Annotated in this window: 15 protein-coding genes; 14 read left to right on the top strand and 1 reads right to left on the bottom strand. The window is 71.4% G+C overall.

The window, feature by feature from the left end; genetic code table 11:
* Positions 1-76: 76 nt before the first annotated feature.
* The 10 genes from ACOKM3_RS26710 to ACOKM3_RS26665 are packed head-to-tail and all read left to right on the top strand — an operon-like array spanning position 77 to position 12,578.
* Positions 77-427, top strand: a complete 351-nt coding sequence (locus ACOKM3_RS26710; RefSeq protein WP_426903568.1) for a 4Fe-4S dicluster domain-containing protein — start codon at positions 77-79, stop codon at positions 425-427.
* Positions 411-2,450, top strand: coding sequence for a hypothetical protein (locus tag ACOKM3_RS26705; RefSeq protein WP_426903567.1), 2,040 nt, complete (start codon positions 411-413; stop codon positions 2,448-2,450). The genes ACOKM3_RS26710 and ACOKM3_RS26705 overlap by 17 nt, the downstream gene beginning before the upstream one ends.
* Positions 2,440-3,747, top strand: a complete 1,308-nt coding sequence (locus ACOKM3_RS26700) for an ATP-grasp domain-containing protein (protein WP_426903566.1) — start codon at positions 2,440-2,442, stop codon at positions 3,745-3,747. The genes ACOKM3_RS26705 and ACOKM3_RS26700 overlap by 11 nt, the downstream gene beginning before the upstream one ends.
* The gene (locus ACOKM3_RS26695; RefSeq protein ID WP_426903565.1) at positions 3,731-5,011 is read left to right on the top strand and encodes an ATP-grasp domain-containing protein; all 1,281 of its coding nucleotides are present in this window, start codon (positions 3,731-3,733) and stop codon (positions 5,009-5,011) included. Before ACOKM3_RS26700 ends, ACOKM3_RS26695 begins: the two co-directional genes overlap by 17 nt.
* The gene (locus ACOKM3_RS26690) at positions 5,008-6,243 is read left to right on the top strand and encodes an MFS transporter (protein WP_426903564.1); all 1,236 of its coding nucleotides are present in this window, start codon (positions 5,008-5,010) and stop codon (positions 6,241-6,243) included. The genes ACOKM3_RS26695 and ACOKM3_RS26690 overlap by 4 nt, the downstream gene beginning before the upstream one ends.
* A gap of 1 nt (position 6,244) precedes the next feature.
* A complete protein-coding gene (locus tag ACOKM3_RS26685) occupies positions 6,245-7,483 on the top strand; it encodes an ATP-grasp domain-containing protein (protein WP_426903563.1) in 1,239 nt (412 codons plus the stop codon).
* Positions 7,473-9,482, top strand: coding sequence for an FAD/NAD(P)-binding protein (locus ACOKM3_RS26680; protein WP_426903562.1), 2,010 nt, complete (start codon positions 7,473-7,475; stop codon positions 9,480-9,482). Before ACOKM3_RS26685 ends, ACOKM3_RS26680 begins: the two co-directional genes overlap by 11 nt.
* Positions 9,479-10,768, top strand: coding sequence for a fatty acid desaturase (locus ACOKM3_RS26675; protein ID WP_426903561.1), 1,290 nt, complete (start codon positions 9,479-9,481; stop codon positions 10,766-10,768). The genes ACOKM3_RS26680 and ACOKM3_RS26675 overlap by 4 nt, the downstream gene beginning before the upstream one ends.
* Positions 10,769-10,812: 44 nt before the next feature.
* Positions 10,813-11,238, top strand: a complete 426-nt coding sequence (locus ACOKM3_RS26670) for a cobalamin-dependent protein (RefSeq protein WP_426903560.1) — start codon at positions 10,813-10,815, stop codon at positions 11,236-11,238.
* Positions 11,235-12,578 (top strand): methylaspartate mutase, encoded by a 1,344-nt coding sequence (locus ACOKM3_RS26665; protein WP_426903559.1) that lies wholly within the window; start codon positions 11,235-11,237, stop codon positions 12,576-12,578. Before ACOKM3_RS26670 ends, ACOKM3_RS26665 begins: the two co-directional genes overlap by 4 nt.
* A gap of 3 nt (positions 12,579-12,581) precedes the next feature.
* Here ACOKM3_RS26665 and ACOKM3_RS26660 read toward each other — a convergent pair whose 3' ends face one another.
* The gene (locus ACOKM3_RS26660) at positions 12,582-13,595 is read right to left on the bottom strand and encodes a helix-turn-helix transcriptional regulator (RefSeq protein WP_426903558.1); all 1,014 of its coding nucleotides are present in this window, start codon (positions 13,593-13,595) and stop codon (positions 12,582-12,584) included.
* A 272-nt stretch (positions 13,596-13,867) separates the two neighbouring features.
* Here ACOKM3_RS26660 and ACOKM3_RS26655 point away from each other — a divergent pair, with 272 nt between their 5' ends.
* The 4 genes from ACOKM3_RS26655 to ACOKM3_RS26640 all read left to right on the top strand — a co-directional run bounded on the left by ACOKM3_RS26655 (position 13,868) and on the right by ACOKM3_RS26640 (position 19,920).
* The gene (locus ACOKM3_RS26655) at positions 13,868-14,167 is read left to right on the top strand and encodes a WXG100 family type VII secretion target (protein ID WP_111662277.1); all 300 of its coding nucleotides are present in this window, start codon (positions 13,868-13,870) and stop codon (positions 14,165-14,167) included.
* An 83-nt stretch (positions 14,168-14,250) separates the two neighbouring features.
* Positions 14,251-14,565 (top strand): hypothetical protein, encoded by a 315-nt coding sequence (locus ACOKM3_RS26650; RefSeq protein WP_426903557.1) that lies wholly within the window; start codon positions 14,251-14,253, stop codon positions 14,563-14,565.
* A gap of 80 nt (positions 14,566-14,645) precedes the next feature.
* Positions 14,646-15,359, top strand: a complete 714-nt coding sequence (locus ACOKM3_RS26645) for a hypothetical protein (protein WP_426903556.1) — start codon at positions 14,646-14,648, stop codon at positions 15,357-15,359.
* Positions 15,360-15,384: 25 nt separating this feature from the next.
* Positions 15,385-19,920 (top strand): DUF6531 domain-containing protein, encoded by a 4,536-nt coding sequence (locus ACOKM3_RS26640; protein WP_426903555.1) that lies wholly within the window; start codon positions 15,385-15,387, stop codon positions 19,918-19,920.
* The last annotated feature ends 6 nt before the right edge of the window (positions 19,921-19,926 follow it).

The raw sequence follows: 19,926 nt of genomic DNA, 5'->3' as shown, positions 1-19,926 counted from the left end.
GGAACACCTGAATCCCGAAGACCGGAATCGAAGACCGAATCCCGAACGTCAAGGATTTCCTCAGGAAAGCGGAACGATGCAGAGCGACGAGACCGGAACAGACGCCCCGCCGCCCGCCACGACCTTCTCGCGGCGCCTCAAGGAACACCGCCGCAACGACGAGTGGAAGAAGGCGCCGCGCCGTATCGAGCAGGCCGAGTGCATCGGCTGCGACTCGTGCATGCGGGCCTGCCCGCCGCAGTTCAGCGCGATCTACAACCACGGCCTCGACGTCGTGATCATCCCGGAGCTGTGCAACGGCTGCGCCAAGTGCGTGCAGGCCTGCCCCGTCGACTGCATCTACCCGGACGACAACTGGCAGCCCACCGACCAGGCGATGTGGACGTACGTCGAGGGACAGGAGGAGTTCCGTGCAGTCGTCAACTGACGCCCGGCCCGCCCCGACGGCCGGCCTCGTCATACGCCCCGAGGTCGCCGTCGCCCCACCCAAGGTCGCCGTCGCCCCGCCCAAAAGTGCCCGGCGGCTCGCCATGGAGGAGGCCCGGCGCAGTAAGCGTCCGAGCCGGGCCGACCGGCAGGCCGGGACGTCCCCGCATCCCGAACGCACCCTCGACGACGCCGGGTTCCCGAGGCTGCTTCAGCAGACCCTCACCGCCGCCCGCGGCGCGGCGAGCACCCGCGAGATGGTCGAGATCCTGATCACGCTCGGCGGCCGGCTCGACGCCGACACCGCCCGGCGGTCGCTGACCCGCGCGGAGACGGCGGCCGTGCGGATGCTGACCGCGCCCGGCCGCGCTCCCGGCGCCGGTGAACCCGGCGGACCCGAGCGCGCCCGCACCACGAGCGACCCCGACGGGGCCGAACGAGCGGGTGCAGAAGCCGCGTTCACCTCCACCCTCGCCCTCTCCCCGCAGGGCCGGCTCGTCGTCACCGTGCCCCAGCGCCGGTCGCTGCCCGCCGAGGCCGCCGCGACCGGGGTCGCCGCCCGGATCACCTGGAACCGGGACGATCTCGCCGAGTACGTGCGGTTGTTCGCCGACGTGCGGCGGCGCACCGAGCACGAAGTCGCCGAATGCCGGGGCCTGTTGGACAGCCTTGGGCAGGACGGGCGTACGACCGCCGTCGACGCCCTTCGCGGGGCCGTCTTCCTCGTTCCGCCCGTCATGCTCTACAAGGACGACTCGGTCTTCTCCAACCTGAAGGACGAGAAGAACCTCACCGGCAAGAGCCTGCTGCCCACCCACCCCGACTGCTTCTTCCACCATCTCGACAGGCTGCCGCTGGAGTTGTGGACGGACGACGAGGCGGTGGTCGTCGCGTGCCTGTGGCTGGCGTACTCCTCGGGCGGCCCCAACCGCGTCGAGAGCTTCAACGGTGTGCAGCTGTCCCTGGAGAACGTCGCCGACAACTTCCGTACGACCAGGGATGTCTACCTGCGAGCGGCTCCCGAGCTCGTGATCGACGAGCTGGCGGACGCAGGCCTCTCGGGCACCGAACTCCCCTCCATGGACGCGCTTTTGGCTTCCGCCGCGCAGATCGCCGCCGCGCGGGCCCGGCTCGTGGCCGAGCGGCGCATCCACTACGACATCAACGCCACCATCCGCCGCAAGTCGGAGCGGGCACTGCCGCGCGCCGAGCGTCCCGGTCCGCACGAGCTGGGCGTCTGTGAGCGTCTCGGTGAGCTGCTGCCCGGCGCCGGGCGGGACTTCGCCGGCGTCCTCGACGTACTGGACGACGCCTGGCTGCAGGCGCCGCGCGGCGGGTTCGCGACCGGGTTCGAGGCGCTGGTGGAGGGGACCGTGCACGCCGCCGTCGACCTGTTCGGCGCGGACTTCGCGATGAGCCGGGGCATCCGCTCGCTGCCGAAGCTGATCGACGCGCTCGGCCGGCGGGACTGGGCGGAGATCGTCTCCTGGGAGCTGCCCGACTTCTACTGCTGCGTCGTCCCCTCGGCCCGCGCCTTCGAGCTGCACGGTGGCGACCGGCTGAAGGTCGCCGACTCGGCGTGGGCCATGTCGGCGCGCATGCAGTACAACACCTGGCACGTGATGCCGGGCAACCTGCCCAAGGACCCGGCCGTGCAGGCCCGCGACTTCCTCTCCCCGCACGTCCTGCCGGATCTCGCCGTCCACTCCGACCTGCACCACCGCGGGCACGTCGCCAACCTGATCCGTTTCTCGGCGCGCAGCCCCGAACCGGTGCGCATCACCGACGAGATCACCTTCAAGAGCCTCACCGACCTGCGCGTGCTGCGCTGCACCGGGGAGCCCTTCGACCAGGCGGACCTCGTCGGGGTCACCCATGTCGCCCGGTTCCTCGCCCAGTTGTCCGAGCGGGTCGCCGCGGCCGCCGTCGCCGGGCGCCCGATCGAGGTCACTTCCTTCGACCACCGCTGGCACCGCACCTCCATCGCCGGCCCCGTCCCCTCTCTGGAGAGCCATGTCCTCTGAGCCGTCATCCGAGCCGTCCTCCGAGTCCGCTGGGCCGCAGCAGGTCCTCGTCTACGTGAATCTGCGCCGCACCCCGCTGGAGCAGCGCTCCGCCCTGTACGCCGCCCATCGCCTCGGCTACGGCGTCGCGTTGATCGCCGACGCGCCGCCGGCCGGGCTGCCGACGGAGATCGTCCGTACGGTCCACCAGGTCGACACCTACGACGACGACGCGGTGGACGCCGCGGTCGCGGCCATCACGGCCGAGTTCGACGTCGTGGGCGTCGTCACCTGGTCCGACGCGGCCGTGGAGACGGTCAGCCGGATCGCGCGAGGGCTCGGCCTTCCGGCGGCCTCGCCGGAGGCGGCCCGGATCTCCCGCGACAAGTTCCTGATGCGGCAGGCCCTGACGTCCGTACGCCCGGACCTGTCGCCGCGCTTCGCCCGCGTCACCACCTGGGAGGAGACCGCGAAGGCGGCCGCAGAACTCGGCTTCCCGCTGGTGCTGAAGCCGGCCACGGGCAACGGCAGCAAGGGCATCTACCAGGTGCACGGCGAGGACGAACTGCGTCCGGCCTTCGAGCAGTTGACGTCCTATGTCCGCCCGGACGTGGACCGTGTCTTCACCGGGCACGCGGGCGAGATCGTCATCGAGCAGTTCCTGGCCGGCACCGAGCACAGCATCGAGGGCTGGGTCCAGGGCGGGCAGGTGCACATCGCCGGCATCACCGACAAGACGACGACGGAGCCCTACCGTCTGGAGGCCGGGCACGCCTTCCCGACCTCGCTGCCCGAGGCCTCCGTGGCCGCCGTGCACGAGCTGACGCACGCGGTCGCCGAGGGATTCGGCATGGACGACTGCGCCTTCCATCTGGAGGCGATGGTCGGGCCCGACGGCAGGGCGCGGATGGTGGAGTGCGCGGCCCGGGTGGGCGGCGACTTCATCACCTCGCACCTGGTGGGTCTCGCGACCGGGGTCCCGTTCTGCGAGAACACCGTACGCGTCGCGACGGGCCGGCCCCCGCGGGCCGCTGAGGGCACTCCCCTCCACTCGGGGCTGCGCAAGCTGCTCGCTCCCGCCGACGGCGTCCTCGCGAGCGTCGAAGGCGTCGACGAAGCGTTGCGGGTGCCCGGCGTCGAGCACATCGTCGTCGAGCGGAAGCTGGGCGCCGCGGTCCAACTGCCGCCCGCCGACTACATGTCGAGCACCATCGGCGTCATCATCGCCACCGGCGGCAGCGCCGCGGCCGTGCAGGCTTCCCTGGACGCCGCCGAGGCCGCGATCACGATCGGGATCTCGGATGCCGACGCCGCCTGAGGGCGCCCGGCCTGTGGTGGCCGGGCGGGTCCCGGCCACCACCCCGACGGTCCTGGTCGTCGGCTCCACCACCCCCTCCCCGCACGGCCAGGACCAGCTGACCCGGCTTGCGGTCCAGGCCCGGTCCCGCGGGCTCCGGCTGATCGGCGCGGACACGGCGCGGGCGCTGGGGTCCGGGGTGTGGCGGATGCCCGCCGACACGAACCTGCCGCTGGAGTACGCGGACCCGCGCGCCTGCCGGGAGTTCGCCACGGCGCATCCGGGCATCGACGCCGTGGTCACCGTCAAGGAGGGGTGCGTACTCGCCGTCGCCCACCTCGCGCGGGCGCTGGGCGTGGCGGGCAACGATCCGGAGGCGGTGCGGACGGTCCGTACGAAGGACCTGTGCAGGGCGGTGCTGCGGGAGGCCGGTTTCGCGCAGCCCGGGTTCGCCGTCGCGGCCGGCCAGGAGGAGGCCGCGGACTTCCTCGCCGCCACCGAAGGCCCGTGGATCGTCAAGCCTCGGGACGGCATGGGCAGCGCGGGCGTCTCTCTCGTGCGGGACCGCTCCGGGCTCGGCCGGGCCGTAGCGGGCCTCGAACCGCCTTTCCTCGTCGAGGAGTTCGTGGCGGGCGCGGAGTTCTCCGCCGAGGGCCTCATGGTCGGCGGCAAGCCGTGGATCCTCGCCCTGACCGCCAAGCGCACCGGCGCCGGCTTCGTCGAGACCGGCCACCGCACCCCCGCCCCGCTGGACGCGGCCACGGCCGCCGCCGCACGGGACGCCGTGGCCTCCGCGGTGACCGCGGCCGGGCTCACGCACGGGGTGCTGCACGCCGAGTTCTGGGTCACGCCCGCGGGTGCGATCGTGCTGGGCGAGATCCACGCCCGGCCGGGAGGCGACTTCATTCACGCCCTCGTGGAGGAGACCCGGCCCGGCTTCGAGCTCTACGGCACCCTCCTGGACGACCTGCTGGGCCGCCCGGTCGCCGAACCGCCCGCCGCCCACGGCGCCGCGGGCTCCGACTTCCTGGTGCTCGGCCCCGGCCGGATCGCGTCGGTGACCGGCTGGGACTCGGTCGCCGCGGACCCGGCGCTCGTCGCCGCCCACCTCTTCGTCGGCGCGGGCGACGTCCTGACCGAGGTCGCCGACTCCGCGGGACGGCACGGTGTACTCGTCGCCACGGGTCCCGACCTCTCGGGGGTCGACGCGACCCTCGCCGCGGCGACGGCCCGGATCGACGTACGCCTCGACGGGTGCGCCCCCCTGCCGGGAGGCACCCCGTGACCGTCGCCGCGCCGAAGCCGTCCGTCGCCCGCGGGCCGGTTCGGCGCGTTCTCGCCACCATCACCCTCGACTATCTCCTCTCCCACCTCGGCTACTTCACCCTGCTCCCGGTCCTGCCCCTCCTCGTCCCGCGCCTCGACCCGGGCGCCGGGGCGTGGTGGGTCGGTACCGCGCTGCTGTCGCTGACCGTCGCGGTCCGGGCCGGTTCGCTGACCTGTGGCGGGTTGTTGCAGCGGACGCCGGTGCGGGCGGCCATGGTCGGCGGGCTGCTGCTCGCGTCCTGCGCCTTCGCCGTGCTGCCGCTGGCGCCGGGGATGTGGGCGGTGGTGCTGTGTCTGGTGGTCGCCGGGTTCGGGATCAGCGTCAACGCGCTCACCGCACGGGCCTACGTGGCCGTGACGCTGGACGCCGCCGCCGACCGCTCCACCGTCTTCTCGGCGATCCAGGTCGCCGTGAACATCTCCGCCGCGCTCGGCCCGGTCATCGCCAACCTGCTGTTCGGCGGGGCCCGTTACGGCCTGCTGCTCGTCCTGGTCGGCGCCCTGTACGCGGCCGCGGCGGCGACCGTCGCGGTCACCGTCCCGCGCGGCCTCCGGCTGTCCGACGGCGACACCCGGCCCCCGTTGAAGCTGGGTCTGCTGAAGGTCGTCGTCACCGATCCCGCGGTGCGCCGCGTATCCCTGCTGGCCGCCGCCGGAAGCCTGCTGTACGCGCAGTTCTTCTCGGCCCTGGTCCTCGGGATCGCCGAACTCAGCGACAACACGGCGGTGCGTGCCGGGTACTTCACACTCAACGCCGTCCTGGTCGTCGCCCTTCAGATCCCGGTCACGGTGTGGATGAACCGCGACCTCGCGCGCGGGGTGCCGCCGATGCGTCATCTGCGGCTTGGCACGGCGGTGTTCGCCCTGTCCTTCGTCCTGCTCGGCGCGGACAGCGACGGCCTGGTCACCGCGTTCGTGGCACTGGTGGTGTTCACGCTCGCCGAGACGGTGTTCTCGCCGACCGTCTCCACCGCCTTCGCCGGGCTCGACGGCGACCGGCCGGTCGTCGAGGTGTTCAACCTGCGCCAGGTCGCCACCGCCACCGGCGAGTCCGCCGGCTCGTTCGCGGGCGGCTCGCTGTTCCTGCTGGCGGGCGCGCACGGCCTGGCCTCCGCCTACTGGTTCACGCTCGCCGCCCTCGGCCTGGTGGCAGCCGCCGTCGTCCGTACCGTCCCGAAGGGAGCCCACTGACATGCGTCTGATGCTCATCGGCTACAACGACGGCGTCCTGGCCGCCCTCGACGAGAGCCGCCCCGCCGGCAGTGTCGTCCTCGTCGAGGAGGCCGACCTGTGGGAGGCGAAGGGTCTCGCCGACCGCGCTGCCGCCCACCCCTGCCTCGGCGAGGTCCGCTTCGGCCGCTATCAGCAGGACGAGCAGTTCCTGGACGTCGTACGGGACTTCGGCCCCGTGGACGCGGTGGTGGCCGGCCTTGAGTACGCCGTCGTGGCCGCCGCCCGCGCCGCGGAGGAGCTCGGCCTTCCCGGCCCCGGCACCAAGGCCGCCGCCGTACTGCGCGACAAGCTGCTGCTGCGCGAGACGATGCGGGCGGCCGGGCTGCCCACCCCTGCCTTCCGCGAGGTCGGCTCCGCCGAGGACATCGCCGCGTTCGCGGTCGGCGGCCCCTGTGTCGTCAAGCCCGCGGGGCGGCAGGCCAGCCTCGGCGTACTGCTGCTCGACGCAGGGGCCGACCCCGGGGCGGCCTGGCGCCACTGCACCGGCGCCGACGAGGGACGCCAGCTCGCCAAACGGCCCATGACCTGGCGCTATCTCGCCGAGGAGCGGATGTATGGGCCCGAGTTCTCCACCGAGGGCCTGGTCGACGACGGGCGGGTCGTCTTCTGCAACGTCACCCGCAAGTACACCCTCGACGGACCGAGCCCGGTCGAGACGGGACACACCGTCCATGCCCAGGACCCTTCCTGGACAAGGGAGTTGCAGGCGTTCGTCGACGCCATCGGCTACGGCAGCGGCATCCTGCACGCCGAGTGGGTGCGCACCGCCGACGGGCCCCGCCTGATCGAGTGCGCCGGACGTCCGCCGGGCGACCGGATCATGGACTTGATCGACCTGGCGTACGACGACGACCTCCACGGCCGCTGGATCGCCACGCTCCTCGGCGAGGACACCGGGCCCGCGCCGGCTCCCGTACGGGCGGCGGCGATCCGCTTCCTGACCGCCCCGCGCCCCGGCACGATCACCGGCATCGACGGCGCCGACGACGTGCGCGCCCGGCCGGGTGTCGTCCGCGTCGACCTCGCCCGCAAGCCGGGCGACACCGTCACCGACGTGCGCTCCTCCTGGGACCGGCTCGGATCCGTGATCACCACGGGTGCCGATGCCCGGGCCGCCGAGCGCGTCGCACGGGAGGCGGCGGACCTCATCACCGTATCCCTGAACACCGCCCCGGAGACCAACTCCCATGACAGGTGAGCGCCTTGAGATCTGCGTCGTCGGCGCGGGGCCGCGCGGCCTCTCCGTGCTGGAGCGGCTGTGCGCCAACGCGCGCGACCGCCGCCCCGCCGGGCCGATCGTGGTCCATGTCGTCGACCCGGACCGGCCGGGCGCCGGGCGGGTGTGGCGCACGGACCAGTCCCGGCATCTGCTGATGAACACCGTGGCCTCGCGGGTCACCGTGTTCACCGACGCCGGCACGCCCGTCGAAGGACCCGAGGAGCCGGGGCCGAGCCTGTACGAATGGGCCCGCTTCCGCACGCTCATGGGCCCCTTCGACGACACGCATGACGGCATGGAGGGCGGGGCGGAGGCCTGGGCGGGCGCGGACTGGGCGGCCCCGGACGGTGCGGGCGCGGACTGGGCGGACCCGGACGGTGCGGACGCGGACGGTGCCGCCCTCGCCGAGATGCGTGACCTCGGCCCCGACAGCTATCCCTCGCGCGCCCTGTACGGCCGTTACCTGGAGTGGGCCTTCGGCCGCGTGGTGCGCCGGGCCCCCGAGCGGTTGACGGTGCGGGTGCACAGGTCGCGGGCCGTCGCCGTCGACGACGCAGCTGAACCCCCGTACCAGCAGGTCCTGTTGGACGACGGCACGCTGCTCGACCGGCTGGACGCGGTGGTGCTCAGCCAGGGCCATGTGCCTGCCCGGCTGTCCCGCGACGAGGAGGAACTCGCCCTCGACGCCATCGACCACGGCCTGGTCTACGTACCGCCCGCCAACCCCGCCGACCTCGCCCTCGACCGGCTCGTCGCACCCGGCGAACCGGTCCTGCTGCGCGGCCTCGGGCTCAACTTCTTCGACCACATGGCCCTGCTCACCGAGGGCCGCGGCGGCACCTACGAGCGCACCGCCGACGGTCTGGTCTACCGGCCATCCGGACGAGAACCGCTGATCTGCGCGGGCTCACGGCGCGGGGTGCCCCACCGGGCGCACGGCAGGAACGAGAAGGGCACGCACGGCCACCATGTGCCCCGGCTGCTGACGCCGGAGCGCATCGAGCGGCTGCGCGGCGGCGACCGGCTCGACTTCCGCGCGGACCTGTGGCCGCTGATCGCCAAGGAGGTCGAGACCGTCTACTACGAGACGCTGCTGGTGGGCCGGGTGCACCGCGCCGAGGCCAAGGCCTTCGCGGCCCGATTCGCCACGGCGCCGCGCGGCGACGAAGAGCGGCTGCTGACGGAGGCGGGCGTCCGGGACGCCGAGCGCTGGAACTGGGACCTGGTCCACCACCCGTACGGGGAACGGGACTTCACCTCGCACGAGGACTTCACGCACTGGCTGGTCGGCCATCTGCGGGCCGACGCGCGCGCCGCGCGGCTCGGCAATGTCAGCGGCCCGCTGAAGGCTGCCCTCGACGTCCTGCGCGACCTGCGCGACACGATCCGGCTCGCTGTGGACCACGGTGGCCTCGACGGCCGCTCGCACCGCGACGACCTCGACCGCTGGTACACGCCGCTCAGCACGTTCCTGTCCGACGGCCCCTCCGCACACCGGGTCGAGCAGCTGACGGCACTGATCGAGGCGGGCATGCTGCGCGTCGCGGGCCCGGGCACCCGGGTGACGGCCACCCCGGAGGGCTTCGTCCTGGAGTCCGACGTACCCGGCGTCCGGCTCACGGGCCGCGTCCTGTTCGAGGCCAGGCTGCCCGCACCCGACCTGCGCCGCACCGCCGATCCGCTGCTGCGGCACCTGCTGTCGGCCGGCCACTGCCGCCCGTTCCGGGTGCGGTCCGCGGACGGCACCTCGTACGAGACCGGCGGCCTCGACGTCACCGACCGCCCGCACCACGTCATCGACGCCACCGGCCGCCCGCACCCCCGCCGCTTCGCCCACGGCGTCCCCACCGAGTCCGTGCACTGGGCCACCGCGACGGGCACCGGCCCCGGCGTGGACTCGGTGACCCTGAGCGACGGCGACGCGCTGGCCAGGGCCGTGCTCGATGCCGCGCCCGGCTTCGCGGGAGCGCCCGCATGACCTCGACCATCGCGACGGCCGAACCGCTCGACCCGAAGCCCCAGGAGGATTCCCCGATGACCGTCGTGTCCGACCTCACCGCCCCTGACCACGCAGCCGGACCCGGCACGCCCGCACCCGACCCCGTACGCGAGTCCATGGGTCGCGTGCCCCGCGTCCTCCAGTACCCGCTGACGCTCCTCACCGGCAGACCCCTGGCAGGACAGGCACCGCTGCGCTGGTGGACGCCCGCCTTCCATCTCTTCGCGGCGCTCGTCTCGATGCTCGGCGGGATCGCCGTCTCGGTCACCGGCTGGACGCTGGCGGGAAGTTGGCTGCTCCTGCTGCTGCCGGGCTGGGCGATGACGCTGCACGGCATGCGCAACCTGCGCATGATGGTCTACCACCAGTGTTCGCACCGGAACATGTTCCGCCGCAGGAAGCTGGACACAGCGATCGGCAGGGCGACGTCGAGCCTGCTGATCGTGCAGCACTTCGCCCGCTACAGCGAGGAACACGTCGGCGACCACCACGCGGCCCACCACATGACGCTGCGCGACCCCACCGTGCAGGCCTTCCTGATCAGCCTCGACGTGCACCCGGGCATGACCCGCCGGCAGATGTGGCGGCGCACCCTCGGAAAGCTGCTCTCGCCGGTCTTCCACGCCACGTTCGCCGTGGCCAGGGCCCGCTCCTTCTGGCACGGCTCATCGCGCGTCGAGCGGCTCACGGCGTCCGTGCTGTACGGCGGTTCGGCCGTCGCCTGCCTGCTCACGGGCGCGTGGGCGGCGCTGCTCGTCGTCTGGTTCGTGCCGCTCGTGCCGCTGTTCCAGCTCAGCAACACCCTGCGCCTGTGCGTCAAGCACACCTTCCCGCACCCGGAGCAGACGGAGCGGCGCGGCAAGGCGTACTTCGGCTCCCTCACCAACGCCATCTTCATCGGCGAGGCGGCCCCCGCCCCCGGAGCCGCGCCCCTGCGGGCCACCGCCGCCTGGCTGCGCTGGACCGCCCGCATGCTCTTCGTGCACCTGCCGAGCCGCTACCTGGTCCTGACCGGCGACACCGTCGTCCACGACTTCCACCACCGCCGCCCGGCGGCCCGCGAGTGGGCCGACTACCTCTTCGCCCGCCAGGCCGACGCCGACCGGGGCAGCGCCGGCTGGCCGCCCTATCACCACGCCTGGGGGCTGGTGCCTGCGATCAACCTGGTCTTCGACTCGCTGTCCGCGGCCGACCCCGCGGAGTTCGACGTACGACGGATACGGGACGTCAGCAGGCGGGAGCTGTTCGCCGCCTTCGACGACTGACCTTCCCCGTCCGAGAGCCGCCCAGATCCGACCGGAGCCGCCCCATGCACAGACGCACCGTGATCCTCGGCGTCGCCGCGAGCGACAGCCATGCCGTGGCCAACCAGCTCATCGCGCACACCCTGCGCGCCCGTGGATTCCAGGTGATCAACCTGGGCACCTGCACGACCGTCGACGAGTTCGCCGCCGCCCACCGCGAGCACCCCGACGCCGAGGCCGTCCTGATCGGCAGCCTCAACGGCCATGCGTACGAGGATCTGCTGGACCTCCCCGAGGCGCGCGCCCGGGGCCTGCTCGGCTGTCCGGTCCTGGTGGGCGGCAATCTCTCCGTGGGCAGCCGCAAGCAGGCCGCCGACATCGAGCGGCTCTACGCCATCGGGGTCCACCGCGTACTGAACGACGCGTCCGAACTGCCCGCAGCACTGGACGAGTTGACGCCATCTGCCTCGGCCCCGGCGGGTGCCTCGTGACGACCGCCACCGAGCTCCCGGCACTGCACGAATCCGTCGCGTACGTGCGCGAGTTGGGGAAGAACACCGTCGCCGACGTACTGCGGGAGGCCAGGGCCGCCGGCCGCCTGGCCCTCCAGCCGCGCTGCGGGGTCGGCTCGCACCCCCAGATGTCCACGCTGCTCAAGGACATCGAGCGGCACGCCGCCCCCGACGTCCTGTCGCTCACCATCGACGCGCACACCCGCCTCGGCCGCTTCGACCACGCCCGGTCGGTCCTCGACCGCAACCCGGCCGACCTGAACGGCTATCCGCTGGTCTCGCACGGCTGGCGGCGCGGCCGTGAACTCAACGAAGCGGTCCGCGCGCCCCTGGAGATCCGGCACGGCTCCCCCGATGCCCGGACACTGTTCCGCACGGCCGTCGCCGCCGGCATCACGTCCTTCGAGGGCGGCGGCATCTCGTACAACCTGCCGTACTCCAAGGACGTGCCGCTCGAACGGTCCCTGGCCGCTTGGCGCGAGGTCGACGCGGCCTGCGGCGAGCTGGCCGACCTCGGTCTCGTCGTGGACCGTGAGCTGTTCGGCACGCTCACGGCCGTCCTGATGCCGCCCTCGGTGAGTCTCGCCGTCAGCGTCCTGGAGGCGGTCGCCGCCGCCCGCGAGGGGGTGCGCTGCATCTCGGTCGCCTACCCGCAGGGCGGGCACGCCGAGCAGGACGTGGCGGCGCTGCGGGCCATCCCGCTGCTCGCCGCCCGCCATCTGCCGGCCGGCGTCGAGGTGCACGCGGTGCTGCACGAATTCATGGGCGTCTACCCGCGCGAGCGCGCGCACGCCGAGGACCTCATCCTCTACGGCGCGCTCGTCGCCCGGTACGGCGGCGCGACCAAGCTGATCACCAAGACGTACCAGGAGGCGTACGGCATCCCCGACACCCGCGCCATCGTCGACGGTCTGCACCTCGCCGCCCGCGCCAACTCGCCGCTGCTCGCGGGGTGGCGGCTCGACGAGGCAAGGATCGCCGAGGAACTGGAGTGGCTGCTCGCCGAGGTCGACGCGCTGGTGGCGCCGGTCCTCGACAGCCGCCTCGGCCTCCACGAGGCCATCGCCGCCGCCTTCGCCGACGGCACCCTGGACATTCCGTTCAGCGCCAGCCGGCATGCCCGCTCGGCGGTGATCCCGGGGCGTGCGCGGGACGGCGCGATCCGCATCCTGTCCGCGGGCACGCTGCCCCTGCCACGGCACCTGCGGGACCGGAACACCGACGCGCTGCGAACCCGGCCCACGGACCTGTACGAGGCCCTCACCAGGGACATCGACCACTTCCCGCGGCTGTTCGGGGAACCGGACCACCGCCGGTGAAGGTCACTTGGCGGGTTCGGCCAGCAGCCCGTGCTTGTGGATGAGATAGCCGGCCTGGAAGCGGCTGCGGGCGCCGAGCCCGTCGAGGATGCGGGAGACCCGGCGCTGGCAGGTGCGCAACGAGACGCCCAGCCTGCGGGCGATGGCGGCGTCGTCCATCCCGCTGGCCAGCAGCCTCAGCAGCGCCTTGTCGACGTCCTCCGACAGCACTTCCATGCGCTCGCGCGAGGTGTCGACCTCGAACGGATCGGCGTTGAACCACACGTGCTCGAAGGCCTGCACGGCGAAGTTCACGACGCTGGGTTCCTCGATGAGCACCGCGCCCAGGTTGTTGCCCGCGTGGGAGATCACCGCGACCCGGCGGTCGAACACGATCAGCCGCATGAACTCGGCCGACGCGGTGCGCACTTCGCCGCCCTTGTGGGTGATCCGCTCGACGTAGGCGGCCGTCGGCAGGCTGAAGCGTGCGCTGTGCTGGTAGAGCGTGCGCATCCGCACGCCCCGGTCCAGCATCGCCTCGTCCCGCTCGATCGCCTCCTCCAGGACCTCGGTGCGGCGGCCTCCGCCGGGCTGCGCGGTGAGGACCTCCTCCTGGCAGTTGGCGGCGCGCTCGGCCAACACGTTGCGCACGTCCTGGAGTTCCGTGAGCACCTGTACGCCCTTGGCACGCTGCCGCCAGGCCAGGCTGTTGTGGTAGACGGGGGCGAGGCTCTCCAGGTCGCGGCGGGCGTGCGCGATCAGCTCGGTCTGCTTGCGCAGCTCCGTCTCCAGCGGCAGCAGGGTCAGCAGCGCCGCGGACTCCGGGCCGACCGGCGCATAGCGGTTGCAGTCCGGATCCTCCTGGTGCAGCAGGCCGAGGCCCAGCAGCCGCGCCAGTGCCCCGGTCACATCGCTGTCGGTGATGCCCAGTTCCGCGGCCAGCGCCGGCACGTCGAAGGGGGTGCCGTCGAGCACCCGCTCGTATACGAGTCCGTCACCCGGCTGAAGTCTCAGATCGGTCAGGCTGTCCCACACCAAGCGGCCCATGGTGCTCCCACGTTCCCGTTCCCACAATGTAAAGAACCAGAGAACAGCCCCGTTGCCGTAACCCGGCCGGAACGTTAACAGAGCTTTCGAGCGGCCCACCAGTAGGCGCTCACAGGGTGGAACGGCCCCCTTGATCGCTTGTCGGCGCCTTCTTTCGTCACCGTTCGGCAACAGCCATGAACCGCCTGGCCAGGTGCCCCGTAGACCCCGGTGTGCGCGGATCTACGACCGCGGGCGAACCGAGACGAGAGAAGGAAATCGAGATGGCCGGCGGCAACATCCAGATCAGCCCCGACGAGATGCGCGAGGCGTCCACCTGGCTGCAGAACCAGAAGGAACTCATGCAGCAGAGCCTGCACGAGGCCAACACGAAGATGGACGAGATGGTCGAGGCGGCCTACGCGACGCCCGGCTCGGAGAGCAAGTTCCGCCCGTACTGGGAGGAGTACAAGAACGGCACCGAGAAGGCCATCGAGGGTCTGCAGGGTGTCAGTGAGTTCATCAAGCAGGTCGCCGACGCGTTCGTCGACACCGACGACCAGACCGCCGGCTCCATCGGCTGAGACTCCCCCGCATCTCCCGGCCCCGCCCTCCCCGTGAGGGCGGGGCCGGGCGGCTGGGGCACGGGCAGGAGAGGAGAACACCGATGGGCAACATCAGCGTGCCTGTGCAGGACCTGAAGGACACCGCCAAGGAGCTCCAGAACATCGGGGATCTGATCGGGAACTCCGCGACGCTCTACCACGCCGCGGGCGACGACGGGGACTTCAAGAGCCTGGCCGGCGACAGCAAGCTCGCGGACGCCCTCGACGCGTTCGACAAGGCGTGGGTGGCGGGTCACGAGCGGGTCCACGACAACGTGAAGAAGTTCTCCGACAACACGGACACGATCGCCGAGAACTTCACGCAGACCGACGACGAAACCATCAAGTCGCTGGACGAAGAGAAGCAGGACGCGTGACGGAAGAACATCGCGAAGAACGTCGTGAGCAACGTCGCGAAGAACCTCGCGAAGAGCGTCGCGCGGAAGGGAACAGCACCATGACGACGGAACCGACCACGGAGCAGCCGGAGGCGGCCGCGCCCGCGGAGTACAGCCTGAGGTTCCCCGACTCGTGGTGGCACCTCGACCTCGACCCGAGCACCCGGGACGCGTCGATCCGCCGCCGTATCGAGGCACAGGTGGAGAAGTCCCCGCAGCTGACCCGCGAGCAGGTGGACGGGCTGATCCGCAGTACGCGGCGCATCGCACGCGAGGCGCACGCGAAGGGCGCGCTGCGGGCGTCGGGCATGCTCAGGATTCTGCGCGCGGGCAGCGGCCCGCTGGTGCTCAGCGCCACCACGGTGGTGCTGCGGATCTCCGTTCCCGAGGAGGACGCGGAGGATCTGGCGGACCTCGTCATGGCCGCGGGCGTGCAGCTCGGCACCGACGCGGAGAGCAGTGGACTGCCGCCCGGCGAGGTGGAGTTCGTGGAGCTGCCACATGTCGGGGCGGCCGGGCGGATCTCCCGTATCGAGGACATCGACCACAACGGGACGCGGGTGCCCACCGCGGTGCGGCACACCCTGGTCCAGGTGCCGAACAGCCACGACTATCTGGTGCTCGCCAGCTCCACCCCCAACGTGGATCTGGCGGAACAGTTCTACGAGGTCTTCGACGCGATCGCGGAGTCGCTCCGGTTCGGGGACCCCGTTGGTGCGGACTCGGAAGCCGTCGACGCAAGCCCCATGGGCGCAACAGATCAGGGAAAGTGAGGTCGCGGCCATGGCGCGCCCTGCGGTGTCCGATTGGGAAGACGTCTTCGGGTTCTCGGATGACCCGACCCCCGGCGATGCTGACATGCTCGGCGATCTGGCCCGCCAGTATCGCTCCGTAGCGGACAACGCGGGCGATGCGCTGCCTCTCGTCTCCGGTCTGGAGAACAACCAGACCGGCGAGGGCAAGACGATGGACAAGCTCCGGGACAAGCTGGGCGACCTGGCCGAGCAGGTGCGCAAGCTGCACAGTTCCTACGACCAGGCGGCCGGCGCCCTGGATACGTATGTGCACTCGCTGCGGGATCAGCAGCGCAACGCCGACAACGCCCTGGAGAAGGGGCGCGAGGCCAAGGCGCGGCTCGATTCGGCCACCGATGTGGTGAGTGCGCTCACCGCCGACATCAGCCACCTCGACGGGGTCAAGCACCCGCCGGACGACAAGGAAGCACGGGCCAGCACCCGCCGCGCCCTCGACGAAGCGCACAGCAAGCAGTCCTCCGCGCAGGCGCAGGCCGACGACGCGCAGGCCGATCTCGACGCCGCCCGCATGCTCGCCGAGGACGCGCGGCAGGTGCGTGAGGAGGATGCCTCCGTAGCGGCGCAGAAGCTGGACGACGCCCGGGACGAGTCCGTCGAGGGGTACAGCCTCTGGGACAAGATCAAGAAGGCGTTCAGCAAGGCGCTCGCCATCATCAGCGCGGTGTTGGGTGTGCTGGCGATGCTCGTGCCCGGGCTTCAGGGGCTTGGGATCGCGCTCACGATCGGTGCCGTCGTCGCCGGGGCGGCGTCGCTAGGTATCAATATCTCGATCATGGCCGAGACCGGCGACTGGGACATCGACGAGATCATCCTCGGCGTCGTGGGCATCGTCGCGGGCGGCGGCGCGCTGCTCAAGGGAATCAAGGGGATCGGTTCGGCCCTCAAGGGCGTCAAGCCCGCCTCGGCCAAGGCGGGCGACGCTCGCAGCGTGGTCCGGGGCCTGGGCACTCGCAAGTGCGCGGGCGACCCCGTCGACGTGGCCAGCGGTGAGATGGTCCTGCCCCAGACCGATCTGACGCTGCCCGGCGTGCTGCCGCTGACGGTCACCCGTACGTATCTCTCGACCTACCGCTGCGGCCAGTTCTTCGGCCCCTCCTGGGCCTCCACCCTCGACGAACGCCTGGAGATCGACGACCAGGGGCGCGTGTGGTGGACCCGCGAGGACGGGTCGATCCTGACCTACCCGAGCCTCCCGAACACCGGGGCCGATGACCCGGTCTGGCCCGAGGAAGGCGAGCGCCTGCCGCTGACCTGCGCGGGAACGGACGACGCCACGGGCCGGCCCACCTACCGCGTCACCGACCCGCACACCGGTCTCGTCCAGACCTTCACGGACCACCCCGATGACGAGAACGGCCTGTACTGGCTGACCCGTTGGCACGACCGCAACGACAACGAGATCGTCATCAAGCGTCTGGAAGACGGCACCCCCACCGAACTCCTCCACTCCGGCGGCTACCGCGTTCAGGTCCGCTGCATCGCGGGCCTGATCACCGGCCTCTCGGTCGCCACGCCGGACGGTCCCGTCGAGGTCATGTCCTACGAGCACGACGCGGACGGAAACCTCACGCACGTCGTCAACTCGTCGCGCAAGGCGCTGGTGTTCGGCTACGACGACCAGCACCGCATCACGTCCTGGACCGACCGCAACAACTCCGTTTATCGCTACGTCTACGACGACGCCCACCGCATCACCGAGACCATCGGCCCCGACGGGTATCTGTCGTCACGCTGGTCCTATGACCCCACCGAGCTTCGCACCCACTACACGGACGCGTGCGGCGCCACGACGGTCTACCAGCTCAACGACCACCACCAAGTCGTCGGCGAGACCGACCCCCTGGGCAACACCACCACCTCCGAGTGGGACCGCTACGACAACCTCCTGGCCCGCACCGACGCCCTCGGCAACACCACCCGCTACGAGTACGACACGGCCGGCGACCTCACCGTCGTCGAGCGTGCGGACGGCAGCCGGTCCACGGCGGCGTACAACGAGTTGCACCTTCCCGTCTCGTCGACCGGTCACGACGGGGTGACCTGGCACCAGGAGTTCGACGAGCGTGGCAACCTGACCGCCGTCATCGGCCCTGAAGGCGTCACGAACCGCTTCACCCACCATCCCACCGGCGCGGTCGCCACCAGCGCGGACCTGGCGGGGGCAACGGTGTCCTACGAGGTCGACGGCGCGGGCCTGCCGAATTCCGTCACGGACGCGTCCGGTCGGACCGCCTCGGTGGTGCGGGACGCGTTCGGCCGGCCCACCACCGTCACCGACGCGCTGGGCGCGATCAGCAGCTCGACGTGGACCGTCGAGGGCCTGATCGCGCAGCGCACCGACACCGACGGCCGCACCGAGCGCCTCACCTGGGACGGCGAGGGCAACTGCCTCACGCACACCGACGCCGCGGGCGGCACCAGCCGTTTCGAGTACACCCACTTCGACAAGCTGGCCGCCCGGACCACGCCGGACGGCGTCCGCCACACCTTCGCCTACGACCGCGAACTCCGCCTCACCCAGGTCACCAACCCGCAGGGGCTGACCTGGGACTACACCTACGACCACGCAGGCAACCTGATAGCGGAGTCCGACTTCGACGACCGCGAAATCCGTTACGCCCACGACGCGTTGGGCCGCATCACCTGCCGGACGACACCGCTCGGCCAGGAGATCGGCTACACGTACGACATCCTCGGCCGGCTGACGTCCAAGGACGCGGCCGGAGTGCGGACCGACTACACCTACGACGCCGCGGGCGACCTGATCCGCGCCGCCTCCCCCACCTCCGCGCTCGCTTTCGAGCGGGACCTGATGGGTCGCCTCCTGTCGGAGACGGTCGACGGCCGCACCACCCGTTTCGCCTACGACCTCCTGGGACGACGCGTCTCCCGTACGACTCCGACGGGCGCGTTCACCGAGCTCACGTACGACGAGGCCGGCCGTCGCAGCGCGCTGACGACGGACGGCCGTCGTATGGAGTTCACCCACGACGTGGCGGGTCGTGAGCTGACCCGCGTCCTGTGTTCGCACGCCGCGCCGGTGACCATGTCCACCTCGTGGGACCAGGCGGGCCGCCCGGTGACCCACGACCTCGTGGGGCGGGGCGGGACGCTGCGTGCCCGCAGGTACGGCTACCGGGCCGACGACCACCTGACCTCCGTCACCGATGAGGCGACCGGCACCGGCAGGCGGATCGAACTGGACCCGGTCGGCCGCCCGCTGGCGGTCACCGCCGACGGCTGGACCGAGTCCTACGCCTACGACCAGGCCGGCAACCAGACCGAGGCCGACTGGCCGGAGAAGGCAGGCCGCGCCGAGGCCCGCGGCGAGCGCACCTACACCGGCACCCGCATCCAGGCGGCGGGAGGCGTGCGCTACGAGTACGACGCCGCCGGCCGCATGGTCTTGCGCCAGAAGCAGCGGCTGTCCAAGAAGCCAGACACCTGGCGCTACGAATGGGACGCCGAGGACCACCTCACCGCCTGCACCACCCCCGACGGCACCCGCTGGCAGTACACGTACGACCCGACGGGGCGGCGCACCGCCAAGTACCGCATGGCGCAGGACGGTTCGGTGGCCGAGGCCGTCCACTTCACCTGGGACGGCACCGGGCTCGCCGAGCAGACCGACAGCACCACCGGCGTCACGCTCACCTGGGACCTCGACGACCACCGGCCCCTGACGCAGCTGGAGCGCAGGCCGAGGGCGCAGACGCCGGCACAGACGCAGGACGAGGCGCGGAAGCAGGAGGAATACGACTCCCGCTTCTTCGCCATCGTCACCGACCTGGTCGGCACCCCCACCGAACTCGTCGACGAGCAGGGCGACATCGCCTGGCGCTCCCGCACCACCCTGTGGGGCACCACCGCCCGCAACCGGGACGCCACGGCCGTCACCCCGCTCCGCTTCCCCGGCCAGTACGAGGACCCCGAAACCGGCCTCTACTACAACTACTTCCGCCACTACGACCCCGAGACAGGGCGCTACACCTCACCGGACCCACTCGGGCTGGAACCCGCACCGAACCCGGTCACCTACGTCAACAACCCCCATACGGTGACCGACGTCCTGGGCCTGGCGCCCTCCTGTCACGTGGATCTGTTCCACGGGACCCATAAGAATGCCGCCGCGAGTATCCGAAAGAACGGCGTCGACACCAAGTTCAGCACCCGCCCCATGGACTTCGGGAACGGCTTCTACACCACGCGGAACGCCAAGCAGGCAACGGATTGGGCGGCCAAGCACGGAAACAACGCCGAGGTCCTCCACTTCCGCGTCCCCCGGGCGGACTTCGACGCCCTTAAGTCGAAGACATTCAGGGGCGAGAGTGAAGAGCTCGACATGTTCGTCTACAACTACCGAAAGGGCAGTAAGGATCTGCCCTACGAAATGGTGGAGGGGCCCATGCTCGGAAACCCCAAGGACTTCATGAAGTGGGAAAAGGGCAATTGGTGGGGAAACCAGGTGGTGTTCTTCGGAGACAAGGCAGGGAAGCTCCTCACCGATAGCCTCCAGTAAGGAAAG

Source organism: Streptomyces nidicola, assembly GCF_050106155.1.
Lineage (GTDB): Bacteria > Actinomycetota > Actinomycetes > Streptomycetales > Streptomycetaceae > Streptomyces.
Note: the sequence above shows the minus strand (reverse complement) of the source record. Positions and strands in the feature narration are given on the sequence as shown.

Coding starts and splice junctions, on each gene's coding strand:
- ACOKM3_RS26710 (WP_426903568.1), top strand. CDS start 77: ATGCAGAGCGACGAGACCGGAACAGACGCCCCGCCGCCCGCCACGACC.
- ACOKM3_RS26700 (WP_426903566.1), top strand. CDS start 2,440: ATGTCCTCTGAGCCGTCATCCGAGCCGTCCTCCGAGTCCGCTGGGCCG.
- ACOKM3_RS26695 (WP_426903565.1), top strand. CDS start 3,731: ATGCCGACGCCGCCTGAGGGCGCCCGGCCTGTGGTGGCCGGGCGGGTC.
- ACOKM3_RS26685 (WP_426903563.1), top strand. CDS start 6,245: ATGCGTCTGATGCTCATCGGCTACAACGACGGCGTCCTGGCCGCCCTC.
- ACOKM3_RS26680 (WP_426903562.1), top strand. CDS start 7,473: ATGACAGGTGAGCGCCTTGAGATCTGCGTCGTCGGCGCGGGGCCGCGC.
- ACOKM3_RS26675 (WP_426903561.1), top strand. CDS start 9,479: ATGACCTCGACCATCGCGACGGCCGAACCGCTCGACCCGAAGCCCCAG.
- ACOKM3_RS26670 (WP_426903560.1), top strand. CDS start 10,813: ATGCACAGACGCACCGTGATCCTCGGCGTCGCCGCGAGCGACAGCCAT.
- ACOKM3_RS26655 (WP_111662277.1), top strand. CDS start 13,868: ATGGCCGGCGGCAACATCCAGATCAGCCCCGACGAGATGCGCGAGGCG.
- ACOKM3_RS26650 (WP_426903557.1), top strand. CDS start 14,251: ATGGGCAACATCAGCGTGCCTGTGCAGGACCTGAAGGACACCGCCAAG.
- ACOKM3_RS26645 (WP_426903556.1), top strand. CDS start 14,646: ATGACGACGGAACCGACCACGGAGCAGCCGGAGGCGGCCGCGCCCGCG.